This window comes from Pontibacter oryzae (assembly GCF_003576375.1).
In the GTDB taxonomy this organism is placed as follows: domain Bacteria; phylum Bacteroidota; class Bacteroidia; order Cytophagales; family Hymenobacteraceae; genus Pontibacter; species Pontibacter oryzae.
The window spans coordinates 53,338-74,911 of sequence record NZ_QWGE01000001.1; the positions used below are offsets into that span (position 1 = coordinate 53,338).

At 47.9% G+C, this 21,574-nt stretch carries 12 protein-coding genes; 3 read left to right on the forward strand and 9 right to left on the reverse strand.

Translation table 11 applies throughout. The annotated features are described in order from the left end of the window. The first annotated feature begins 15 nt into the window (after positions 1-15). Together D1627_RS00220 and D1627_RS00230 are read left to right on the forward strand one after the other, a co-directional pair. Complete coding sequence (locus D1627_RS00220) at positions 16-240, forward strand: hypothetical protein (protein WP_119430220.1); 225 nt, start codon at positions 16-18, stop codon at positions 238-240. Between the two features lie 449 nt (positions 241-689). Beyond that, positions 690-1,247 (forward strand): hypothetical protein, encoded by a 558-nt coding sequence (locus D1627_RS00230; protein ID WP_119430222.1) that lies wholly within the window; start codon positions 690-692, stop codon positions 1,245-1,247. Positions 1,248-1,459: 212 nt separating this feature from the next. Here the strand turns inward: D1627_RS00230 and D1627_RS00235 are convergent, their stop codons facing one another. Further along, on the reverse strand, positions 1,460-4,288 hold the full coding sequence (locus tag D1627_RS00235) for a glycoside hydrolase family 3 N-terminal domain-containing protein (protein WP_119431046.1): 2,829 nt from the start codon (positions 4,286-4,288) through the stop codon (positions 1,460-1,462). 466 nt (positions 4,289-4,754) lie between these two features. Between D1627_RS00235 and D1627_RS00240 the strand changes: the two genes are divergently transcribed. Next, positions 4,755-6,290, forward strand: coding sequence for a glycoside hydrolase family 10 protein (locus D1627_RS00240; RefSeq protein WP_119430223.1), 1,536 nt, complete (start codon positions 4,755-4,757; stop codon positions 6,288-6,290). 74 nt (positions 6,291-6,364) lie between these two features. Here the strand turns inward: D1627_RS00240 and D1627_RS00245 are convergent, their stop codons facing one another. The 8 genes from D1627_RS00245 to D1627_RS00280 form a co-directional block, all read right to left on the reverse strand. Continuing rightward, positions 6,365-7,129, reverse strand: coding sequence for a DUF4397 domain-containing protein (locus tag D1627_RS00245; RefSeq protein ID WP_119430224.1), 765 nt, complete (start codon positions 7,127-7,129; stop codon positions 6,365-6,367). Positions 7,130-7,143: 14 nt separating this feature from the next. Then, positions 7,144-8,814, reverse strand: a complete 1,671-nt coding sequence (locus tag D1627_RS00250; protein WP_119430225.1) for a SusD/RagB family nutrient-binding outer membrane lipoprotein — start codon at positions 8,812-8,814, stop codon at positions 7,144-7,146. Positions 8,815-8,826: 12 nt separating this feature from the next. Continuing rightward, positions 8,827-11,931, reverse strand: coding sequence for a SusC/RagA family TonB-linked outer membrane protein (locus D1627_RS00255; RefSeq protein WP_119430226.1), 3,105 nt, complete (start codon positions 11,929-11,931; stop codon positions 8,827-8,829). Positions 11,932-12,593: 662 nt separating this feature from the next. Then, positions 12,594-13,637, reverse strand: a complete 1,044-nt coding sequence (locus D1627_RS00260; protein WP_147383148.1) for a glycosyl hydrolase family 18 protein — start codon at positions 13,635-13,637, stop codon at positions 12,594-12,596. A 75-nt stretch (positions 13,638-13,712) separates the two neighbouring features. After that, complete coding sequence (locus D1627_RS00265; RefSeq protein ID WP_119430228.1) at positions 13,713-15,293, reverse strand: PKD domain-containing protein; 1,581 nt, start codon at positions 15,291-15,293, stop codon at positions 13,713-13,715. Positions 15,294-15,300: 7 nt separating this feature from the next. Continuing rightward, entirely contained in the window at positions 15,301-16,086 is a 786-nt protein-coding gene (locus tag D1627_RS00270) for a hypothetical protein (RefSeq protein WP_119430229.1), read from the reverse strand. A gap of 14 nt (positions 16,087-16,100) precedes the next feature. Beyond that, positions 16,101-17,591 carry a SusD/RagB family nutrient-binding outer membrane lipoprotein gene (locus D1627_RS00275; protein WP_119430230.1) on the reverse strand — a complete coding sequence of 497 codons (1,491 nt, stop codon included), beginning with the start codon at positions 17,589-17,591 and terminating at the stop codon, positions 16,101-16,103. Positions 17,592-17,614: 23 nt separating this feature from the next. Beyond that, entirely contained in the window at positions 17,615-20,659 is a 3,045-nt protein-coding gene (locus D1627_RS00280) for a SusC/RagA family TonB-linked outer membrane protein (RefSeq protein WP_119430231.1), read from the reverse strand. Between the last annotated feature and the right edge of the window lie 915 nt (positions 20,660-21,574).

Sequence of the window (21,574 nt, forward strand, 5' to 3'; positions counted from 1 at the left end):
GATATTTATCTTAAAATGAAAGCAATACTGTTTCTACTTATACTCCTTTTGACCATCAGCTATGCGCAGTCACAAGGGGTTGATGAAGACTTGGAGAAAATTGCAAGGTCTATGCGTATGGTATACCTTGACTTGGATAGTTTATCTGAAGCTCATGCTGATTCACTTATAGCTGACAAAGGCGTGGAGCATGTTATAATATTTAAGTCAGGTAATGTTGGTATTGATTTCCCTTATTAGGATAAAAAGAATTGTAGTTGCGAGGATAACGGTACAGACACACGCCTCATCTGATAGCAAGGTCAGAAATATTATCTGAAAAGAATCAGATGTTGTTCTAATAAAGTAGATGAGTTTAGGAATACTGGTTTATATGAAGAGTTGATAGACAACAGAAGTAAAATATTCTCTTCCACTCGCAAATTCAATATCAAGGCAAAATATTATTCCTACAAAACACTAATCCTTATAACATCAGAAGGAAAGCAGGAAGTGAGCAAGGTAGACTACACCGATGAGGACAACAAGTACAGACAAAATAACTTGAAGCAAGCAACTAAAATCTATATAGGTTTACTTTCAGCAGAGATATATAAACATTGAAAACCGCCTATCAATCTGCAGCACCAAGGCTACGCCAGCCCATCGACTGCATTAATAAAGTTGGCGGTAAAACAGAATTATACTAAATGAAGAAACTCTTACTCTTTGTAAGCTTGCTTTATACTTTTCAGTCCAATGCACAGAACATCAAAAAGATTCTGACAGCTTCTGAACTAGACTCGGTACAGCAGGGCATCGTTCTCTACAAGGGCGTTGAAAAGAAAACTGCTATGGATTTCGGAGGGTTTGAAGGTGAAATTGCTGTCAGAAAAATCAACAGCAAAATTTCATATCACTTCATCGGAACAGCTAACAAGTATAACAGTAAGCGGGAACTGATAGAATCAATGGAGATGGATAGCTTGGGGTATTTGCAGGCATACTACCAAATACTACCAGAAGACGGAGCCATCTTTGATTGTGTTTATGAATACAAAAGAATTAACGGAACACTTTATAGACTTGAATCGCAGAAGCTATACTATGAACCAGACAGGTTATGGCAGGAAGGCTTTAGGTATAGAAAAATGACAGATGGCTTTGCTGATAAATTCACATCGCCAAACAAAAGATGTGGCAATTGGACATTCTATACTAGGAACGGTGAAGTTGAGAAAACAGAAGATTATGGAGACCCAAAGTAAGTTCTGCCGCCAACAATGCTCAGCCTTTACGCTCGGTTTCGCCTTCCCCATCGAATGCACGAGTAACGTTAAGCAGGACACTAACTCTTAACAGCCCACTCGCCTATGTTCAATAATAGAATGCTTTAAGGGACATAGATTACCCCTACAAGTATAAACTAAAAGAGGCTCCGCATGCGGAGCCTCTTTTAGTTTATACTTGTAACTAACTGTTACTGCTGTACTTTTTTGCCTTTTTCCATGGCATCATAAACAACCTGCAGGGCCTCGGTGCGGGTATTAAGCTGGTACAGTTTGCGGTTCTCGCGGGTTGGGTGCACGCGGTTAGACAGGAACACGTAAACCAACTTGTTTACCGGGTCGATCCAGGTATAGGTGCCGGTAAAGCCCGAGTGGCCAAAGCTTTCTACAGGGGCGCTTGGGGCGGCGTTGCTATCCGGTGCGCCAGGCTTGGCTGGCCTGTCAAAGCCCAGGGCGCGGTAGTTGCCCTGGTCGCAGAACTGGCATTTGCTGAACTCGCTCACCGTGTTGCCGCTGATGTATGTTTCGCCGGCAAAGGTGCCATCGTTCAGGTATAGCTGCATCAGTTTGGCCAGGTCGTTGGCCGTACCGAACAAGCCTGCGTGGCCGCTAACGCCACCCAGCATGGCTGCGCCTTCGTCGTGCACGGTTGTGTGCAGCAGCTGCTTCCGGAACAGCGAGTCATGCTCTGTAGGCACTATACGGTCTGCGCTGAAGTGCTTGTAAGGATTAAACGTGAGCGTGGTAGCGCCAATAGGTTCGTAGATGTTCTTCTTCAGGTAGGTTTCAAAATCCTGGCCGGTGATGTTCTGCACTACCAGCGGCGCAAGTATAAACGACAGGTCGCTATACACGTAGCCTGGCTTCTCGTTCAGCGGAGAATCTTTGATCTCCTTGTAGATCTTCTGGGCATACTTGCGGTGCATGTATAAGTTATCGGCTACCTTAATCGGGAAGCGTCGGGAAGAATCAGCTTTAAACGTGCTCCACTTAAACTTGCCGTTTTTCTTCACGGTCTCTTTCCAGAAAGGAATCCAGGCTTTCAGGCGAGCCTGGTGCGTCAGGATGTCGCGGTATTTCAGGTCGGCTTTGTTAGAGCCTTCCATCATGGGCAGGTACTCGCCCAGCGTACGGTCCACATCAAAGCGGCCCTCCCCTTTCAGCTTCATAAATGCCGCCAACGAGGTACTGATCTTCGTGATTGAGGCCAGGTCATAGAGGTTATCCAACTGCACTGGCTTTTCCTTTTCGTAGGTATGATAGCCAAAGGCTTTCTGGTAGATTACTTTACCATCTTTTGCAACCAGTACCTCGGCGCCAGGCGCGGCCTTCTCTCGAATGGCTTGCGCCACCAAAGAGTCTATGCCTGCGAAGTCGGCAGTTTTAAGCCCTACGGCTTCCGGCATGGTATAGGCAAAGCGCAGCCCGCCTTTGGTTTTCAGGCCATCGTTGATGCGGAAATTGTTAGAGATTGTCACCGGCAACTTGCCCTTCGCGCCTATGCCGCCAAATATCATCTGGGCTGTCAGGTCCTGCGTGGTGGCGGTTTCCTGATAGGCCGCAATCACGGCATCTGCTTTCTCGAGGCTCTCGAGGTAGGCCAGGCTATACACGTTGCCGAACACGCCTACGATGGTGCGCTGCGAGCGGATCAGGTCTTTCAGGAACAGGTTCATTTCGGCAGTGATGCCAAAGTTACTTCCACCGGCTTTCAGGTTTAGCTTGTGCACGCCGGCAACAACCAGGTTATACTTTTGCAGCTTTTCCTTCAGGGCAAACAGCTCGGCAATAGAGGTAGTCGGGGTCAGGAAGAAGGTATCCACCTTGGTGTAACGGGCCAGACCGCGCTGGAAATCGGTTTCCTTATCGGTGCCAATAGCCAGGGCTGCCACTTTTAGCGTATCCAGGCGCTGCACCGGAAGTATGTTTTGCTTGTTGCGCAGCAGCGTAAGCGAGGCCTCAACCAGTTTCTCGTTCAGGTATTTGGCGTACGGGCTGTTCAGGTCCTCGATAAGGTTCTTCATCTCAACCGGTTTCCACTTATCCAGGCCCAGCCACTGCTTGGCGGCAAGCACTTTGCGGCAACGCGCGTCTACTTCAGCCTGCGTAATCTCGCCACGGGCAATAGCCTTTTTCACCTCCTGTATGGTTGTTTTCACATCCATGGTGTTCAGCAGCATGTCGTTTCCGGCTAAAAGCGCCTTCACATCCACAATGCCCGGAGCGTAAAACTTGGCCACGCCCTGCATGTTCAGGGCATCTGTAAACACCAGTCCCTTAAAGCCTAAATCTCTCTTCAACAGATCAGAAACGATTGGCTTAGAAAGCGTTGAGGCTAAGTTTTTAGTATTGTCGAGCACCGGGATGTTCATGTGCGCCACCATCAGGCTTCCGAGTCCGTTTTTCATGAGCTGGCGGAACGGGTAGAGCTCCACAGAATCGAGGCGGATTTTGGAGAAGTTGATGATCGGAAGGCCCACGTGCGAGTCTACATCGGTATCGCCGTGGCCGGGGAAGTGCTTGGCGTTTGCCAGTACTTTCTGGTCCTGCATGCCGCGCATGTAGGCCATGGCTTTTCGGGTAACGTTATACTTGTCCTCGCCGAAAGAACGGAAACCGATCACCGGGTTATTGGCATTGTTGTTTACGTCTACCACCGGGGCAAAATTCACGTGGATGCCCAAGCGGCGGCAATGGCGCGCAATCTCGGCACCCATCTCATAAATGAGCTTTTCGTCTTCGATGCCGCCAAGCGCCATTTGGTACGGGAAGCGCGAGGTGCTGTCGAGGCGCATGGGCAGGCCCCACTCGGCATCTATACTTACCATTAACGGAATTTTGCTTTCGCGCTGGTAGCGGTTGGTCATGCGTGCCTGGCGCACCGGGCCGCCCTGAAAGAATATCAGGCCGCCAACTTTATACTTGTTTATCAGCGTGCTGATAGAGTCGATGTGCGCTTGGTCTTTGTTGGAGTACACCGGGATCATGATGAGCTGCGCGATGCGCTCCTCTGGTGTCATGGTTTTGAACACAGAGTCTACCCAGGCTTGGTTGGCGTTCAGGAACGGCGGGTCTGTGGCTGGGTTAAAGACTGTTTTGGCAGCTTTCTGCGTGCTGCTGCGGCCGGTTTTTGACGTGCGCTTCTGCGCCTGCGCCGGCAAGGAGCCTGTCAGGAACAGGGCCAGCAGCGCGAGCAAAAGTAATGGTCTTTTTTTCAAAGCGATGAGTGGTTAGTGAATAGCGTGTTTACTGGTAAATTTAAGCTTTTTATGCCAAAAGAAAGCCATCAACTAGCGGTTAATTGAGCCTCTGTTACATACATCAACGTTGAAACATATTTTTTACCAGAACATCCCTCCGTTCCTTTTTCTTACCTACTGATTTTGGTATATTTATCCTCCGCCCCGCCCTAGAGACTTAAGCTGCAACACAAGCTGTTCCAGCATCTTCTTGTGATTCGTTAACCCTCACACGCATACTTTACACATGAAAAAAAAACGATGCTTTTACCTCCTGTTACTACTCTGCCTGCCCTATACTTTATGGGCGCAGCAAGCACCTCCCAAACGCGAGTTCCGCGCCGTCTGGATTGCCACGGTAGCCAACATAGATTGGCCAAGCCAGAAAGGTTTATCCTCGGTGGTGCAGCAGCAGGAGTTCAGGTATATTCTGGATGAGCAGCAAAAAAATGGCATGAACGCCGTGGTCGTGCAGGTGCGCCCCACCACGGATGCCTTTTTCCCGAACGGGCAGGAGCTTTGGTCGCATTGGCTGACGGGCAAGCAAGGGCAGGCACCCAACCCACCCTACGATCCGCTTGCCTTCCAGATTGAGGAGGCGCACAAGCGCGGCATGGAGTTTCATGCCTGGTTTAACCCTTACCGCGCCACCTTCGATACCATCCCTGAAAACATCAACCCAAAGCACATTACCCGCACCAAGCCCGAGTGGTTTGTGCAGTATGGCGGCAAGCTATACTTTAAGCCCGGCCTGCCCGAAGTGCGCCAGTACATTGTTGACGTGATCACCGATATTGTGCGACGGTATGACATAGATGCCGTGCATTTTGATGACTACTTTTACCCGTACCCCACCCAGGATCCGTTTCCGGATGATGAGGATTTTGCAAAGTATAACAACAACATCAGCAACAAGGATGACTGGCGCCGCTACAACGTGGATGAGGTTATAAAGTCGCTTTCGGATAGTATAAAAGCCGTGAAGCCCTATGTAAAGTTCGGCATCAGCCCATTTGCCGTTTGGCGTAACAAAACGCCAGAAGACCCGCGCGGTTCCGACACCAAAGGCGGGCTAACTAACTACGACCACCTGTACGCCGACGTGCGCGGCTGGCTGGAGAAGGGCTGGATAGATTACAGTGTGCCGCAGCTATACTTCCATATCGGTTTCGACATAGCCGACTACGCCAAGCTGCTGGACTGGTGGAGCAAGAACAGCTTTGGAAAGCATTTATACATTGGCCAGGGCACGTACCGCATCAACGCCAGCGACAAGTATAAAGAATGGAACGACCCGCTGGAAACCGGCCGCCAGCTGCGCCTTAACCGCCAAACCGATAACGTGCAGGGCAGCGTATACTTCAGCTCCAAATCAGTAATGGCAAACCCAAATGGTGTGCAGGACACGTTGCGCCAGAATTTTTACCAGCACCCGGCATTAATCCCCGAAATGAGCTGGCTGGACAGCACGGCACCTGCTGCACCTACAAACCTGAAAGCAATGCAAGGTTTTGATGGCGTGCATCTGCGCTGGCAAGCCTCCGCCCCTGCCGCGGATGGCGAAGGCGCACGCTATTATGTGATCTATCGCTTTAAAAAGGATGAGGAAATCAACCTCAACTCTCCAGCTCATATCATCGGCAAGGTATTCCAGAATCAAACGTCATACTTCGATAACACTATTCTCGCCAAAGGCAAGTATGTATACATCGTAACAGCCCTTGACAGGATACAGAATGAAAGTGCCCCTAGCGTTGAAGTTAAGCTGAAGTGGAAAGATTAAATTGAATCAATCATAAACAAGAACGGCCACCCAATGGGTGGCCGTTCTTGTTTATGATTGATCAGTCAAAATACTTATCTGTCCCGGTAGATTACTATGGTTTTCGTGCCAGAGTAGTTCCCATGCATCACCAGAGTGTATACCCGGCCTCCTACTGGCGAAAAGCTGGAAGACTTTATCACTGTTCCTGCAAGACCATTTTCTTTTAGCTCAACAACATAAGAACCCGTTGGCTCAACAGCAACATAAGCCGTATTGCCTTTAAAGTTCAGCGCTTCGCCTACTGCAGTTCGCGTTTCGGGGCTCTCCGAAGTCGCAGTTTTTACCGCTGTGGCAGAATAGCTGTTCGGAGCTGCCTGAACAAGGTTAACAAACCGGATATAGCTCTTGCCATACGTAGCCGCTGGCAACTTATCCTCAACTAATAATGACTCGTAGGCACCTGCGCTACCGATCAAAAATGCTGAATAAAAGTTACCATTTGCAAGCGTAACGCTATTAGTTGCTGTAACAGCGTTACCCTGCGGTGCAGGTGTAATGGCCTGCAAGGTACGCGTGCCTGCCTCAACATTTGCATAGCCATAGTTTGAGGGGAATAAAGGGCTTTTGGCATAAGCCATCCCTTGCTCTTCCCCTGCACTGTTAGCTGCAATCGTAGAAACCTTGGTGTTATCCAAGTAATAATTAACAGCTGGGGCATCTGGCGCTGCATGAAGAAACTTGATGTATGCACCGCTGTTAACCGGGTCATTAAAGTCTTCAATTGCATTCTTTTCACAGGAGCCCAGCATCAGACCTGCAGCAACTATTGCGATTGATTTAAAAAGTATATTTTTCATGTGAGAACCTCCAATTATTTTTTGCTAAACCATATTTCCACGGTATGATAGTTTGGCGCTAAACCACCAATCTTATCTAGGGATGCCACGTTCCACATATACTCAGAGTTAAAGCGAGGGCGGAAGCGGTAAGCCGGTTCACCCTGGTTAACTCCAAAGAATTGGCTCGGGAATGTAAACCCGGCAAATACGTTATTTGATGGATCTTGGTCAATTGTTCCATCTGGATTTTCGATATAATGGTATCTCCTCAAGTCAGACCATGTTTCAATAAAGCCCCATCCCCATTGTGCAATATATTTCTGCAGCATGATGTGGCGAATGGTAAGCTCATTGGCAGACTTAGGCATAAGCTTTTCGCTTGCTAAGTACTCTGCGCGCCGTTGCTCAAATACAGCCACTTCATCTTCAGGAGTGGTAGCGTCGTTGGTTACAAAGGTTTTTGCAAAGTTCATGTGTGCGTTCACGCCCTTGGTATAGGCATCGAGGGCAACATCCTTAGCACCTTTAATCAAGGCTGCCTCTGCTTTAATAAACTGCAGCTGCGCATAAGTCATCAGCGGGAAACGAGCGTTGTTTCCGAACAGGTATTTGTTAGGTGTTGTGGAAGCAACGTTATCAGAAGCCGTGTTCCACAGGTTCCTAGGCCGCTCGTTGGCAACAGTATACTCTGAAACACCAACCGAAGGAGTTACGCCACGGTACTGGCCATCATTAGCCGGTGAGAGCATTACTGGCAGACGAGGGTCCTTTAAATGCTGTCCTGCAAAAATAGGATCATCACCGATCAAGGATGGATCTGACAGTACAGGATTCGTACCATCTAGCAAACTAACAATAAACTTAGACTGGCGATATGAATTCAGGTTTCCACGGCGTGGGCCAAAGAAGTTAGTATCAGAGCTCACTGCCCCCTCGAAACGCACTGACGCATCATCAGCGTTGCTCTGCAGTGCCTGATCTACATATTCAATTACCTTATCGGGGTTAAAGGTAGACTTGTTTGTTAACCGGCTTTCGTTTACAGCAAGCAAACCGTAGGCAAAACGAAGCCATTTAGAACGATCACCGCCATAGATCAAGTCACCCTGAGCAAGTGTTGATGCTGTCCCAACCTTACCATCTGTACGTTTTAAGTTCTCGATGGCAAGCATGGTTAAACGGCGCACCTCTTCGTATACATATTCCTGCGAGTCGTAATCGAACGTGGTACGGCCTGGCTCAAATGCTTGCTTTACAACTATCTCTCCGTGATAATCTGTTAACAGCTGCCACCCGAAGGCACGCATCACATAGCCTACACCCACAAAATCCCAACGCTCCTCTTCAGCGGCTTTGTCAATCATATCGGTTAGGTTCTGGCCCATTGGCCAATACACCGAACGCCATAGTTGCCCTGCGGCGTCGCTACCTGAAACATACCCATGGCGATCCCAGGTAAGGTCTGTATCACGCGCATTCCAGTTTTGGATGTAGCGGCCCAAGTATCTCGAATCGAACTGGATTCCTAGGGCAAGCTCAGACTGCATGGCCGGCAAGTATAAATGCGGAGCAACAACCTGGTCCGGGCCGTTAGGGTTTGTGTTTACATCCAGATAGTTATCGCAACTTGTAGTTGCTAGAGCGCCTGCTGTAAATAAAGAAGCACAGACAATCTTTTTAAAAAAATTATATCTAGTTTTCATATTAAATCTTGTTTAGAAACCTACTTTCAAACCAAAGTTGACACCGATCGGCATCGGGAAATTACCGTAATCGAAGCCAACGCCACCACTACCGCCTACTGCTGCAGAGTTTCCGTTTACAACTGGGTCAAGGCCTGAGTAATTTGTAATAATGAACAAGTCTGTTGCCGTTACAAACACACTACCCGACTTGATGAAGTTAACTTTACTCAGTAAGCTTGAATTTAAGTTGTAGTTAAGCGTTACATCGCGCAGGCGTACCCAGTTAATATCTTTCTCGATGTAATTGATATCAGGAAGGCCATATGCTGTTGACCAGTAATTCATGTCTCTTGATGGGTCGATTACTTTGGTGTTGATAGTCGGGTTAGCAGTGTTCTCTAATCCGTCCTTCACCACACCTTTAAATACCACTGGTGCTTCACGATCCAAAGTACGCATGCTTAAGCCCTTTTCAGTCAGGAAGTGCTCGGTACCATTGTAAATGTCTCCACCTTTTCTGAAGTCGAGCAGGAAGCTTAAAGACAGGTTCTTATAAGCAAACGAGTTTGTTAAACCAACTGTGAAGTCAGGTTGTCTGTCGCCTACTACTGTAAAATTATTCAGGTCGCGCAGTGGGTAGCCTGTGCTTGGGTCGATTAAGATTTCGCCGGCATCGTTACGGAAATAATCATGGCCAGTAAATGTTGTGAGCGGGCCTCCAACAACTGAACCTGCGCGTACATCCCTGTAAAGCCATGTGTCAGACACGTAGAACTCATTTACACCTGTAGGCAATGAAATCAGCTCGCTCCATAAATGCGTGAAGTTTGCTAAAACGTCCCAGGTGAAGTTAGAGTTTACTACTGGCGAAGCGTTAAGCTGTAGTTCAACACCTTCGGTTTTCATCTTACCTGCGTTGAAGGCCTGAAGTATAAACCCTGTTGCATAGCTCAAGCGCATATTCTGAACGATCTGATCTTCAGAAAGCTTGTTAAAGTAAGTCGCGTCAATGCCCAGGCGGTTGTTGAAGAACTTTAACTCAGTACCAAACTCGTATGAGGTAGTCATCTCTGGTCTTAGGTCTGGGCTTGGGCCAGTAAAGGCATAGCCAAAACCACCGCCTGTAGTAGACTTAGGCTCCAGGAAAGCACGTATGCTGTATGGGTTTGCATCTTTACCAACTTGCGCCCACGAACCTCTCAGTTTACCATAGCTAAGGATGTGGTTGATACCACGCAATGGCTCTAACTCTGTGAAGATAAAGCTTGCACCAACAGATGGGTAGAAGAAGGATCTGTTCTCGATTGGAAGCGTAGAGCTCCAGTCATTTCTTCCGGTCAGTGTCAGGAAGAGAATGTTATCATAATCCATCGTGAGGTTCCCGAACACACCGATGAGTCTGCGCTGAGATAGTCTGTTTCTGCCGCGGTGTGTTGTATTTTCAGTGTTTTCTATCGAGTATAAACCAGGAGCCAGGAATCGCTCGCCGGTAACAGCCTGAATGAAAGACTCCTGAGAGTTTACAGCACTACCCACTTTCAGGTTAGTATTAAACTTATCGTTCAAGAACGAGCGATTTAACTCGGCATAATACTGCAAGTTAAAGTTGCGCGTGTTGTCAAGAGACTGATCAAAAATACCTCCGCTTGAGTAACCGTAGGCTGACTCTGGGTGGCGAACCATGGTAATGTTTCCAGATGAGAAATCGAAACCAGCATTACCAACGAAGCGCAACCACTCCAGCGGCTCAATCATTAAGCGCGCATTAGTGATATAGCGGTTGTTTACATTGTTGATCTTGTTTTTATTGACGTTAAAGTATGGGTTTTCGATCTCGCTATCGCCGGTAGAGTAGAATCTACGCGTTCCGTTCTCAGTCATGTAAATGCTGGCATCGTCGGTGGTAGGCCATGTAAGCAAGCCTAACAACGGGCCGCCCGCACCCTTAAACGCTGAGTTGTTATCTGTATAAGTATAAGCAAACGTTAAGTCTGTTGAGATATACTTATTCATTTGGGCAGTTACTGCAGAAGACAGGTTAAACTTTGACAAGTCTGTGCCTGGTACAAACCCCTCCTGACCAGTGTAGCCGCCTGAGATGCGATAAGTAGCCTTATCTGAGCCCCCGCTTAGCGATATGTTCTGCTTCTGCGTGAAACCGTTACGGAAGAAGTTATCAATGTTGTCGTAAAACTGCGTCCCTTCCGGATAGCGTGCACCAAAGTAAGTTGTTACGTTACCTGAGTTATCTTCCACGCCATTCACTCCAAGACCGTATACTTGCTGAATCTCAGGGAATTTATTTATCCGCTCTAACCTGAAGCTGTTGCTGTAATCAATGCGAGGAGCTCCAGACTTACCTCTCTTAGTAGTAATTACCACTGCACCAGAGGCTGCATCGATACCATAAAGGGCAGAAGCTTCGGGGCCTTTAAGTATAGTAATGCTCTCGATGTCCTCCGGGTTGATATCTGCGGCGCGGTTCGTGAAATCGCTTGCTCGGTTGTTAAGCGCCGCACCACCCGAAGAGGCGAATGAGTTTGTGTTGAATGTGCTGTTACTGATCGGAAGGCCATCCACTACAAACAAAGGCTGGTTGCTTCCACTTAATGACGAAACACCTCGGATCATGATGGATGTTGACGCCCCTGGCAAACCAGAAGTAGTGTTGATTTCGACACCCGCTACGCGCCCAGCCAAACCATTGATAAAGTTCTCACGCTGCGTCTGTGCAATCGTGGCGCCTTTAACCTCTGTAACGGCATACCCAAGAGCTTTCTTCTCCTGTTTAATACCAAGTGCGGTTACAACCACCTCATCCAGGGCCTCAGAGTCATTCTGAAGCACAACGTCAATAGTGCTTGCGTTGCCTACTGTTCGTGTCACTGGCTTCATACCGATAAACGAGAATACCAGCTCGTCGCTAGCCTCTACGTTCGGTATAGTATAGAAACCCTTCGCGTCGGTAACTGCACCGCGCTGTTTGCCTTTCACGGTTACAGACACGCCCGGTAGCTGAATTTTATCAGCAGCGGATGTTACCGTACCACTTACAGCTTTGCCCTGGGCAAAACCCTCGACATGTAGCAGGAGCATACATAGCCCCCACAAGATAAAGCGTATACTGTTCTTCATACTTTGTATAGTTGATATTCAGGCATGAAGATATACAAATTTTTATATTTCCAACTAATGTAAAAGGAAAATTAACTCATCTCTCTTAAGTTTACATAGCTTTATGTTGTTATTTACCCATTGACGCAACAAGCTGATAATTGCAGTTATTTAAGTAAATTTTCATTTTACAAGCATTCTATTTTTATAAAAAGCTCACTTCTTTTTATAAAATATTTATCAAAAGTCTGTTATTATATATAAACAAATAGTACATCGCTTTAAACAGCATTTTGGCCAACACTATAAATAAAGTCCAATTAAACACATATACCTAGCCCTAAACTCAATGTTGCATCAGTGATTTCTCACTTACTGAGTTATTCGTGATAATCCTATAAACATGGAGTAGAATGCCCGAAAAAAGCAACATTAGCTGAATATTGATTAGGCTGATGCAAATATGTTCAAACATTGGCTACTGACTATATTCGAACATAGCGGCTAAGGTTATACGGCTGACGATTCAAAAAAAATTTTGACTATTTTTTTGGTATTAAGTACTTGCAGCCTCGCTTTTTAAAACCCTGGTTGCTATGATCTTAAAATTGACTAGCATTTAGCAAAAAAATAAGGGGGTAAGTATAAACTTACCCCCTTAACCTCAATCAAAAAAATTTCCGCTAATAGCTTCTGCCTAGCTCGTCGTTCATGGCCTTTAACAAGGAGTGCTCACCGTTAGTATCCTGGTAAAACTCCCAGACCATGACACCGTTTGCGTGCTCTTTGGCAAGCTCGGCTTTGCGCTTTACTGTCTCGGTTCCGTTGTAATAGTACATTACATCATTTACTTCAAACGAATCCAGGGTTGGGTCTGCACCCGCCCAAAGTAAGCTGCGGTACGTAAGTGCGCTGTTGCTTGTGTTTTTGCCATAAGCCGGCACGCCTACAATTGCTTTCTCTTTAGGCAAGCCTTTGCTGTTAAGCCAAATATCCAGGCTTTCTTGTGCCATACGGTAGGTGGAGTGCTGCCCCGGATCCTCCGAATCCCAACCAATACCATCATACATCATGATATTCACAAAATCGATGTACTGGATTGACTCTTCAGCCACGCCATCGCGTACAGAACCTGGGTAAAGCGCCGGCGTAACCGCCACACTCAGGTATTTGTGCCAGGTATGCAGCGAGTCCGATAGCTCTTTAACCAAAGCCGTGTAGGTGATATTGTTTGCCTTATTGGCACGTGGGTACTCCCAGTCCAGGTCTACGCCATCCAGGTTGTGGCGCAACACAAAGTTTACCACATTGCCCACCAGGTTTCTTCGCGAACCAGGGTTGGCCGCTAAAGCAGAGTAAACGCTTTCGCCACCGGCCAGAGAAATGGCAGTCTTCACGCCGTTCTCACGCGCAAGCGTCATTACTTCATCAAAGTTTTCCCGGTTACTCAATTCCTGCAGGCTGCCGTCGGCATTTGGGTACAGGAAGGCAAAGTTCAGGTGGGTGATCATCTTATACTTTCTTACATCGATGGAATCGGGGTTGCGGCCCGCGGCATAGTATGCAACAATTTTAAAGTCCTGATCAGCCTCGTAAGTTCCGGATGGCGGTGTGATATTCTCCGTTGCATCGCCAGTGCTGTAATCATCTGGCACCCAGTCCACTTCCTCTTTGCAGGACTGCAGCGCGAAAACGGTAAGTATGGCTACGTATAAAAATCGTTTCATATATTTCTTGTGTGATTTTCCCTGGCGCCACAAAAGGCGCCAGGGCAGTTACAGAAAATGGTTTAAGAAGAGTGCCTATCTCCGCACGTGGTCAATGTCGAGGCCATAAGGTATGAACCCTTTCAGGAAGAACTCAGCAGAGCCGCTTCCATCCAGCGGGTAGCGCTTAATGCCTGATCTGCTGCCATCGCCTACTATATTCCCAGATTCGCTGATATCATCAGCGCTACGGAATGCATAATATATATAACCAGCGGTGCCATCATCCGGATCGTTATCAATTACAATATCTGTGATGTATGTATTCTCAGTTGCGCCGCCCTCGGTAGAAAAACCAGCCGTATCTTCAATCAGGGTAATATTGTCGCCATTCATGTCGCTCATATATAAGCCAACATCAAACCCTCCTCCTGCCACACTTACAGCAAAGTATATTTTGCCGTTCTTCTGATCTACTGCAAAACTCCTGATCTTCAACTCTTTCAGACCAGAAACTGCCTCAATAAACTGCCCTGCCAGGTTATACTTATACAAGCCCTTACCTGTGCCATGCTTGGAGTACCAGAGTGTATTATTAACCACCTGCAGCCCCCCATCAGTCCAGCCGTATGTGCTGGAAGCCCCAATATCCGCAGCAGTTACACCAAACTTAACGCTTGGATAAGGCGCATCCTGGGAGGATGTGGAAATAGAGCGTACACCTGCAAATCGACACACCCAGTAAACATTCCCGTTTCCATCAACAGTGCTTACAAAAGGGTCTTGCGTGTAGTCTCCGGATGTGGTTGTAATGGTGTAGGGGTTGCGCCCTTCAAGATCGACAGCGAACAACTTACCATCAGAAGCAGTGCCCCATGCTGAGTATTTAATGTGGTTGCCGGCATCGGAAATGATTATCTTGTTGTTATAAACATTAACCGAAAGCGGATGAACACCCACATTGGCTGGCAACTGCTCCGGCATACTTTCATCTACCTGCGTAAATCTATACTTGTATAGCTTGCCGCTTAGCACATCAGTGAAGTATAGCGTTTTTACCAGCTCGCCCATAACAGTCACTTCCGCAGAGGTTGTCAGGGATTCCTTCCCGTCGTCAATGGTAAGCCTAACGGTGTAAACCCCGGCATCCTCGAAGGCAACTTTTGGAGTGGCTTTGTCAGATGTCATACCATTCCCGAAATTCCAGGAGTAAGTAACCGGTTGGCCAGGGTACTGAAATACCTCTGCCGAGAACTGGGCTTCTTGCCTGAATAGTATGTTTTCGGGCACGACAATGCGCGGTTGCCTCTTCTTCACCTCTACCCATTTGGTTAGGCTTGTTACCTCGCCGTTATGCGTAGCTTCGAGCGTGACCTCATAGGTGCCCGGCAATTCATACATGATAGTGTCGGGCACGGCGCCTGTTGTTCTACTTGTATCGATGATCTCGCCATCTCCGTTGATAAGCTTGCCACCCTCGAACTTCCAGATATAACTTTCCGCGTTTTTGGTGCGGTTAAGCAGGAATACTTTGGCGGGCGCCTGTATCTCCTCTTCCGGGAAAGCAAAGTCTAACGAAAACTCGCCGTCCGGGGCTATAGTGCTGATCTCATCCTTCTCACAACTTACCGTTGCAAGAACCAGCAGCATCAGAAAAAATAGTCTGTATAGTCTCATATCCTGATTAGTAAGTTGATTCGAAGTCAGTGCTGCGCTCAGACACGGCACCTTTAGATGTAGTTACCCGCGCCGTGATCTCGGTATGGGCATCGCCGGTTTTGTATAGCTGCTTAAAGCCTTTCTCCTTGAGAAGCTCCTTGCTCAGGTTGTTCTGCAGGTAAACCCTGCCCACGCTGGAAACACCCGTGCGCGCACCACCCGACATCGTATAGTTCTCATCTCCGGCATCCGGGAAAAGCATTTCATACTCTGCTGCAGTAATGGCATAAGAAAGCTGGTTTACAAGTATTTTATAAGGCTCTTCCGGTAACTGGTCCAGCAACTCCTCGCCTTCCGGGCTATACTTGCCACCTTCAGGAATGGTGTAGATATACTCGCCCTCCAGCACGTATGCATTCCGGGAGGTCACGTAATAATTGTTCAGCGAGCGCCCTTCCTCCGGAAAGGTTTTCCAGGCAGTATTGTTATACACGGTGTCCGTCACCACCATCACCGGATCATCAGGGTTCCAGGTTTCTACCACGGTTTTATCTAGCTCAAAGTATAAACCGAAGTCTTCGTATACTTTGCGCAGCAGCTCTACTTTCGCAATGTTATCGTTTCGCTGCCAGGTAGTGATAGTATAAGTAATGGTATCGCCCAGCTCGGGGGCGCGGTTGCTGGGCGTCATCTGCACTTCGGGGCGGTAGCTATCCAGTGCTTTTCCTAGTTCTTCCATGGGCTCGTCTTTCTCGCAGGCCGCCAGGAAACACACCCCTAGGCTTAGTAAAAGTATCTTATGTATCTTCATGATCTCGTTCAGGCTTAAAGTGTTGAGTTTGCTTCCCACCAGAATTTCTTCGTTACCCAGTCGCGGGCCGAGGCACCCAGGCGCTCAATCTCCTGCGGGTTGTAGATGTACTCGGTTTGTGGGTCGTATGGCAGGCGTTGAATCCATTTGCCACCAAACTCCGTGAGCACATTTTCGGGATAGTAGATACCCGGATAAGCCGTTTCTTTGTATTGATAACGGCGCATATCTACCCACGACTCTGGCTGCAGGTATAGCGCAATGTATTTCTGCGTCATGATATCGCTGATTTTCAGGGCATCGGCTGCCTTGCGCACCTTCGCAGACTCCATGTAGTTAGAGAGGCTATCCTGCTCTACGCCCAGGCGATTCATGTTAGTAAGTATACCCTCGCGGTATGCCTCCAGCGCAGCCGGCTTATTACCCTGATGGAATGCCACTTCGGCTTTAATAAACAGTAACTCCTCTTCCAGCACATAAGGCAGCGGCGAGCTATCTGATGTCCAGTGGCCATTGTATAGGTTTGGAAACTCACTCATATCCCTACCTTCCAGTCCCAGCGAGACACGCGCGGCCTCGTATGTATTGTCCTCGCCCGGTGTGGTTAGTTTGAACAAACGTGGGTCATACTGTATGTTGGGTTCATCCACGGTCAGGTAGTTCATAAAAAAATCCGTGGGTACGCTGTAGGTAAGGTAGTTGCGGATATCAGCGAAGTTCCATTGCGGGCTTGGCGTGCTTGGCCCCCACATGTTGCGCTCCCAATCGCGCTGCGGGTTGCTGCTATAATAGTATATCGCGTCTTTCCAGTTGGCCAGCGCAGCGTTCACCTCGTTCATCACGCGGTCATAGCCCCCATCAAAGTTGGCGGTGCGCAGGTACATTTTTGCCTTGATGGCGTGCGCAAAAGACATCCAATGCTGCAAATTACCCTGATATATCAAATCTGAGGTCGCGTTCATGGTTTTATCTCCTGCATCGGAGGCTTGCAACGAGGCCATACCTTCGTCGAGCAGGCGCTCAATCTCTTTGTACACCACATCCTGGGTATCATACGTTGGGCTAAAATCACCGGTATAGGCTTCCAGCACCGGCATATCGCCGAAAGAATCTGTAGCGGTTAAGTATGAATAGGCAAGCATAATTTTGCCTACGCCTTCGTAGTTGTCGGAACCTTCCTGCTGGGCGCGCTCAATAAGGCCAATGGCGTTGCTGCCCACATCGAAGTAGTGCCAGCGCCAGGCACCCAGGCGGGTGATCTGGTTGTAATCCCAGCGGTCTTCGATGCGTGCGGTACCATAGCGCGAGGTTAGGTACATGGAGTGGTAAGTAGCGTAGCGGGCATGGGAATAAAGATGGTAAGCCATATTGCCCTCAATGCCCGGAAGCATCAGGTTTGATGAAGTGGTTACCGGTTGCACAGGGTTCTGGTTGATGTCGAGTTTCTCCTCGCAGGACGAGAAAAGCAACAGCGCCGCCGGTATTATGTAAAATATCTTTTTCATAAGAATGTCTCTGCTTTGATAAATTAAAATCCAACTGAAATACCCACCGAGTAGCTTTTCGGCAGCGGAATAGCGCCATAATCCACACCCATGGTACTACCGCCTTCAGCACCACCCGCATTTGGGCCGGCACTGTTCACTTCGGGGTCGCCGCCGGAGTAATTAGTGATCAGGATAGGGTTTTGGGCGGAAAACTCGATATTCATTCTGCTTACGTTTAAGCGCTTGGAGATATTCTCCGGCAAAGAGTAACTCACCGTGGCATAACGCATTCTGGCCCAGTTCACCTTCTCGACAAAGTTGGTACCAACGGCTGTGTAGTTAGTCGTGAAATAGTTGTAATCCAAAACCACTGGCTGGGTGTTCTTCACGTAGTTTCCGTCGCCGCGGTCCACAACGCCGTTAAACACAAACTCTCTGTCTCTCCATTCGCCAACATCTTCGGAGATACCGGCCGATGTCATGCCCAGGCGCGTTGCGTTGTACACATCGCCGCCCACTCTGAAATCCCATAGGAAAGAAAGGCTGAAGTTTTTGTAGTTGAATTTATTGATCAGACCGAAGTTTACCTTTGGCTCGCGGTTACCGATGTACTGCTGCTTGTTCTCAGAGTCGATCACCGGGTAACCATCCTCCCCGATGATCATGTAACCGTCTTCGTTGCGCTTATAATCCGTACCGATTAGGCCAAGCACTGGCTCGTCCAGCTTGGAGCCGGCAATAGCTGCAGTATATGGCTGGCCGAAAGTATACGGGAACACGCGCACCTGATCCGGCAGCTCCAGCATTTTAGAGCGGTTGCCCCAAGCGTTAAGCGTTACATTCCAACTGAAATCACCGGATTTAACGGGTGTGCCACCCATGGATACTTCTATACCTTTGTTGTGGATGCTACCGGCATTGAAGGTCTGGATCACATACCCTGTTGGCAATGGAACACGCGCCCGGATGATCTGGTCTTCGCTTTTCGCATCGTAATAGGTTGCGTCAAATGTCAGGCGGTTATCGAAGAGCCTGAACTCCACACCAAACTCTTTTTCTGTGGTTGTTTCCGGCTTCAGGTTAGGGTTACCTGCCGTAGCGTCCTTCACGAAACCGCCACCAATACCCTGATACTTGATCAGGTTGGCATCGGTGCTGTAGATCGGCGCATCCTTACCCACTTTGGCATAACTGGCACGCAACTTACCAAACCAGTGCTGCGAGTCCATCAGCTCCGAAAAGGCAAAGCTGGCACCAAGCGAGGAGTAGTAAAACGACCGATTATCGGCTGGGAGCGTAGAACTCCAATCGTTGCGGCCTGTATAGCTTAGGCTGAAAAGGGACTTATACTCTACCTTAACATCGCCGTACACGCCATACCTTCTTCGGCGGGCATACCCTTCGCCAAGGCCAATGTTCGGAGCCTCAATAACGTTTACGCTATGGATGTCCGGGTTCTGAAACTTTTCACCGGATACCGAAAGCGACTCGCCTTCGTAATACTCGCTGTTTGTACCAAAAATGGCTGTTGCATGTATATCCGGCGTGATGTCTTTGTCAATAGTGGCGTTAAAGGTGGAGGTTATGTTGGTATAGTTACCTGTGGTTTGGTACAACCGCCCTTCCAAGCTGCCCGGCGTGCCCGGTACATTCACGTAGCCATACTGTTGGTTGTAAAAATCCTGGCCCAAGCGGTAAGAAAGGTTCAGCCAGTCCAGTACATCATAGCTCAAGAGGCCATTAAGCACAATACGCTTGACCTCGGTTGATCTTGGGTTACGGTGCACGCCCCATAGCGGCGAAATAATGCCTGTGTCGTCATTGATTATATCAGGCGTGCCGTTGTTGTTGTAAAATACGTAGTTCGGGTCTCCGTTCGGGTACTGATACCCCTCAATGTCGTAGCGAAGCGGGTAGCGATAAATGCTGTTTCCCCATCCTCCTGAGCTGGAGCCAACCAGACCTTCTTTTATCGTGTTGGCGATGTAGTTTGCTGAAGCCGAGAATGAGAGTTTTTCCGACAGTTGCGAGTTGCCCTTCATTAGCAAAGACAGCCTGTCTACCTCCGTGTTCGGAATGGTTGACGTACCATTGCGGTAATTGCCCGAGAGGTAATAAGTATACTTCTCGGTGCCCCCGTTGATATTCACGTTTGCATCGTGCGTTACGCCCGTTTGAAAAAAGCGCTGTGGGTTGTCATAGATCGGTTCGTCAACTCTATACTTGCGCCCCCACGATGAAGTCGTACTGTTATCAAACGTACCGCCAAAACCTACCGTGTACAATTTCTGCTGCTCTGGCAGGCGGCCTACTGTTTCCACAACCGTATTATAGGCTGCATTAATGCGCATATCGCCTGCTTTGCCTTTCTTAGTAGTGATGATTACGGCACCGGAAGCGGCATCTATACCGTAGAGCGCAGAGGCCGAGGCGCCTTTCAGGATAGATACATTCTCGATGTCGTTCGGGTTGAAATCTGAAAGGCGGTTAGACGTTCCGTTAATGGATGCATTACTTACGCGTACGCCATCCACAATAATCAACGGTTGGTTATCGCCGGTAAGCGACGAAACGCCACGGAGGATAATCTCGGAAGGCAAACCCGGAGAACCACCGGAAGAGGTAATCTGAGCACCGGCCACCTGGCCTTGCAGGGCGTTAACAATATTGGGCTGGTTAGAGTCCTGCAGGTCTTCGCCGCCAATGGTTTGCACCGAGTAAGTCAGTGTGCGTTTATCGCGCTCAATGCCTAATGCCGTTACCACAACCTCGTCCAGGGTTTTAGCATCCGTTTTGAGCGAGATGTTAATTACGCCTTCGTTGCCAATGGTGCGCTCTTGAGGCAGGAACCCGATAAAGCTGTAAACGAGCACCTGCCCCTTCTCCGCATTTATAGTGTATTGGCCATCGGGACCAGTGAAGGTTCCGTCGGTACCTCCCTTCACTCTAACGGTTACTCCAGGCAGCGGAATACCATCATCGGCGGAAGTTACCACACCCGTTATACTTGCGCTTTGGGCGAAAGTATGAGCGTGCAAGAGGAGCAGACATAGCCCCCATAACATACTGCGTATACTTTTCTTCATGCTGTTTTTGGTTGATGTTCAGCCATGAAGATATATATTTTATCATATTAATACCTAACCCATATTCAAGTTTGACGCAATTACATCGATTCGCTAGGCCAGCCTATTAGTGTTTAGACTAAGAACCAGTGCAAATAATGTTATTACAAATAACTGATTTACAAGAATATATAAATTATAAATACTTATTTATAACAACTAATTTATACCTAATATAAATTTATATCGCAACATAGCCTACACTCACATTAAAAAACACAGGTATACAACCTTTTGCAAAATAAAAATAGTACAATTTTAAATTTACCACCATGAAACCGCTTTTTTAATTTACTAGTGATTTATCACTTACCTTTCAAGGTCAGATAATACAATATTTCTATCATCTCATATAGGTTTAAAGCGATAACACTGAATTCTTGAATTTTACAATACAAACAAGCTGCAACATTGAAAATCTGACTTCTGTTAAACGCTTCTGTTCAGCAAGGATACCGCTTACTCTATATAATACAGTCAGTTAGCTAAAGAGATACAGGTATGATGAGGTAACCAGAAGTTTCTCGAGCGGTTTAACCCAAGGCAACGTCCAGTACCATCACCACCACTAAACCAACGATTAACCCTAGCTCGGCAATGTCGGTATACTTGTCGCGCTGAGGTTCAGGAACAACTTCATTCACCACTACCTACAACATGACACCTGCGGCAAAATCCAGCTCACCAAGCACGCCGGCGATAGGCTCCACAATAGCTGATAACTATCTGTCTCAAAAGCATTTGAAAACCAACTTCCCATCCGGCGCAAAGGCATGGCCACTGCAAAGCTTTCCGGCATACTATGAATGGTGTTGGCAAGGATCAGAAGCGTGGTGCGGTGCCAGTTTGTCGAGGCCAAGGATAAACAAGGAACAG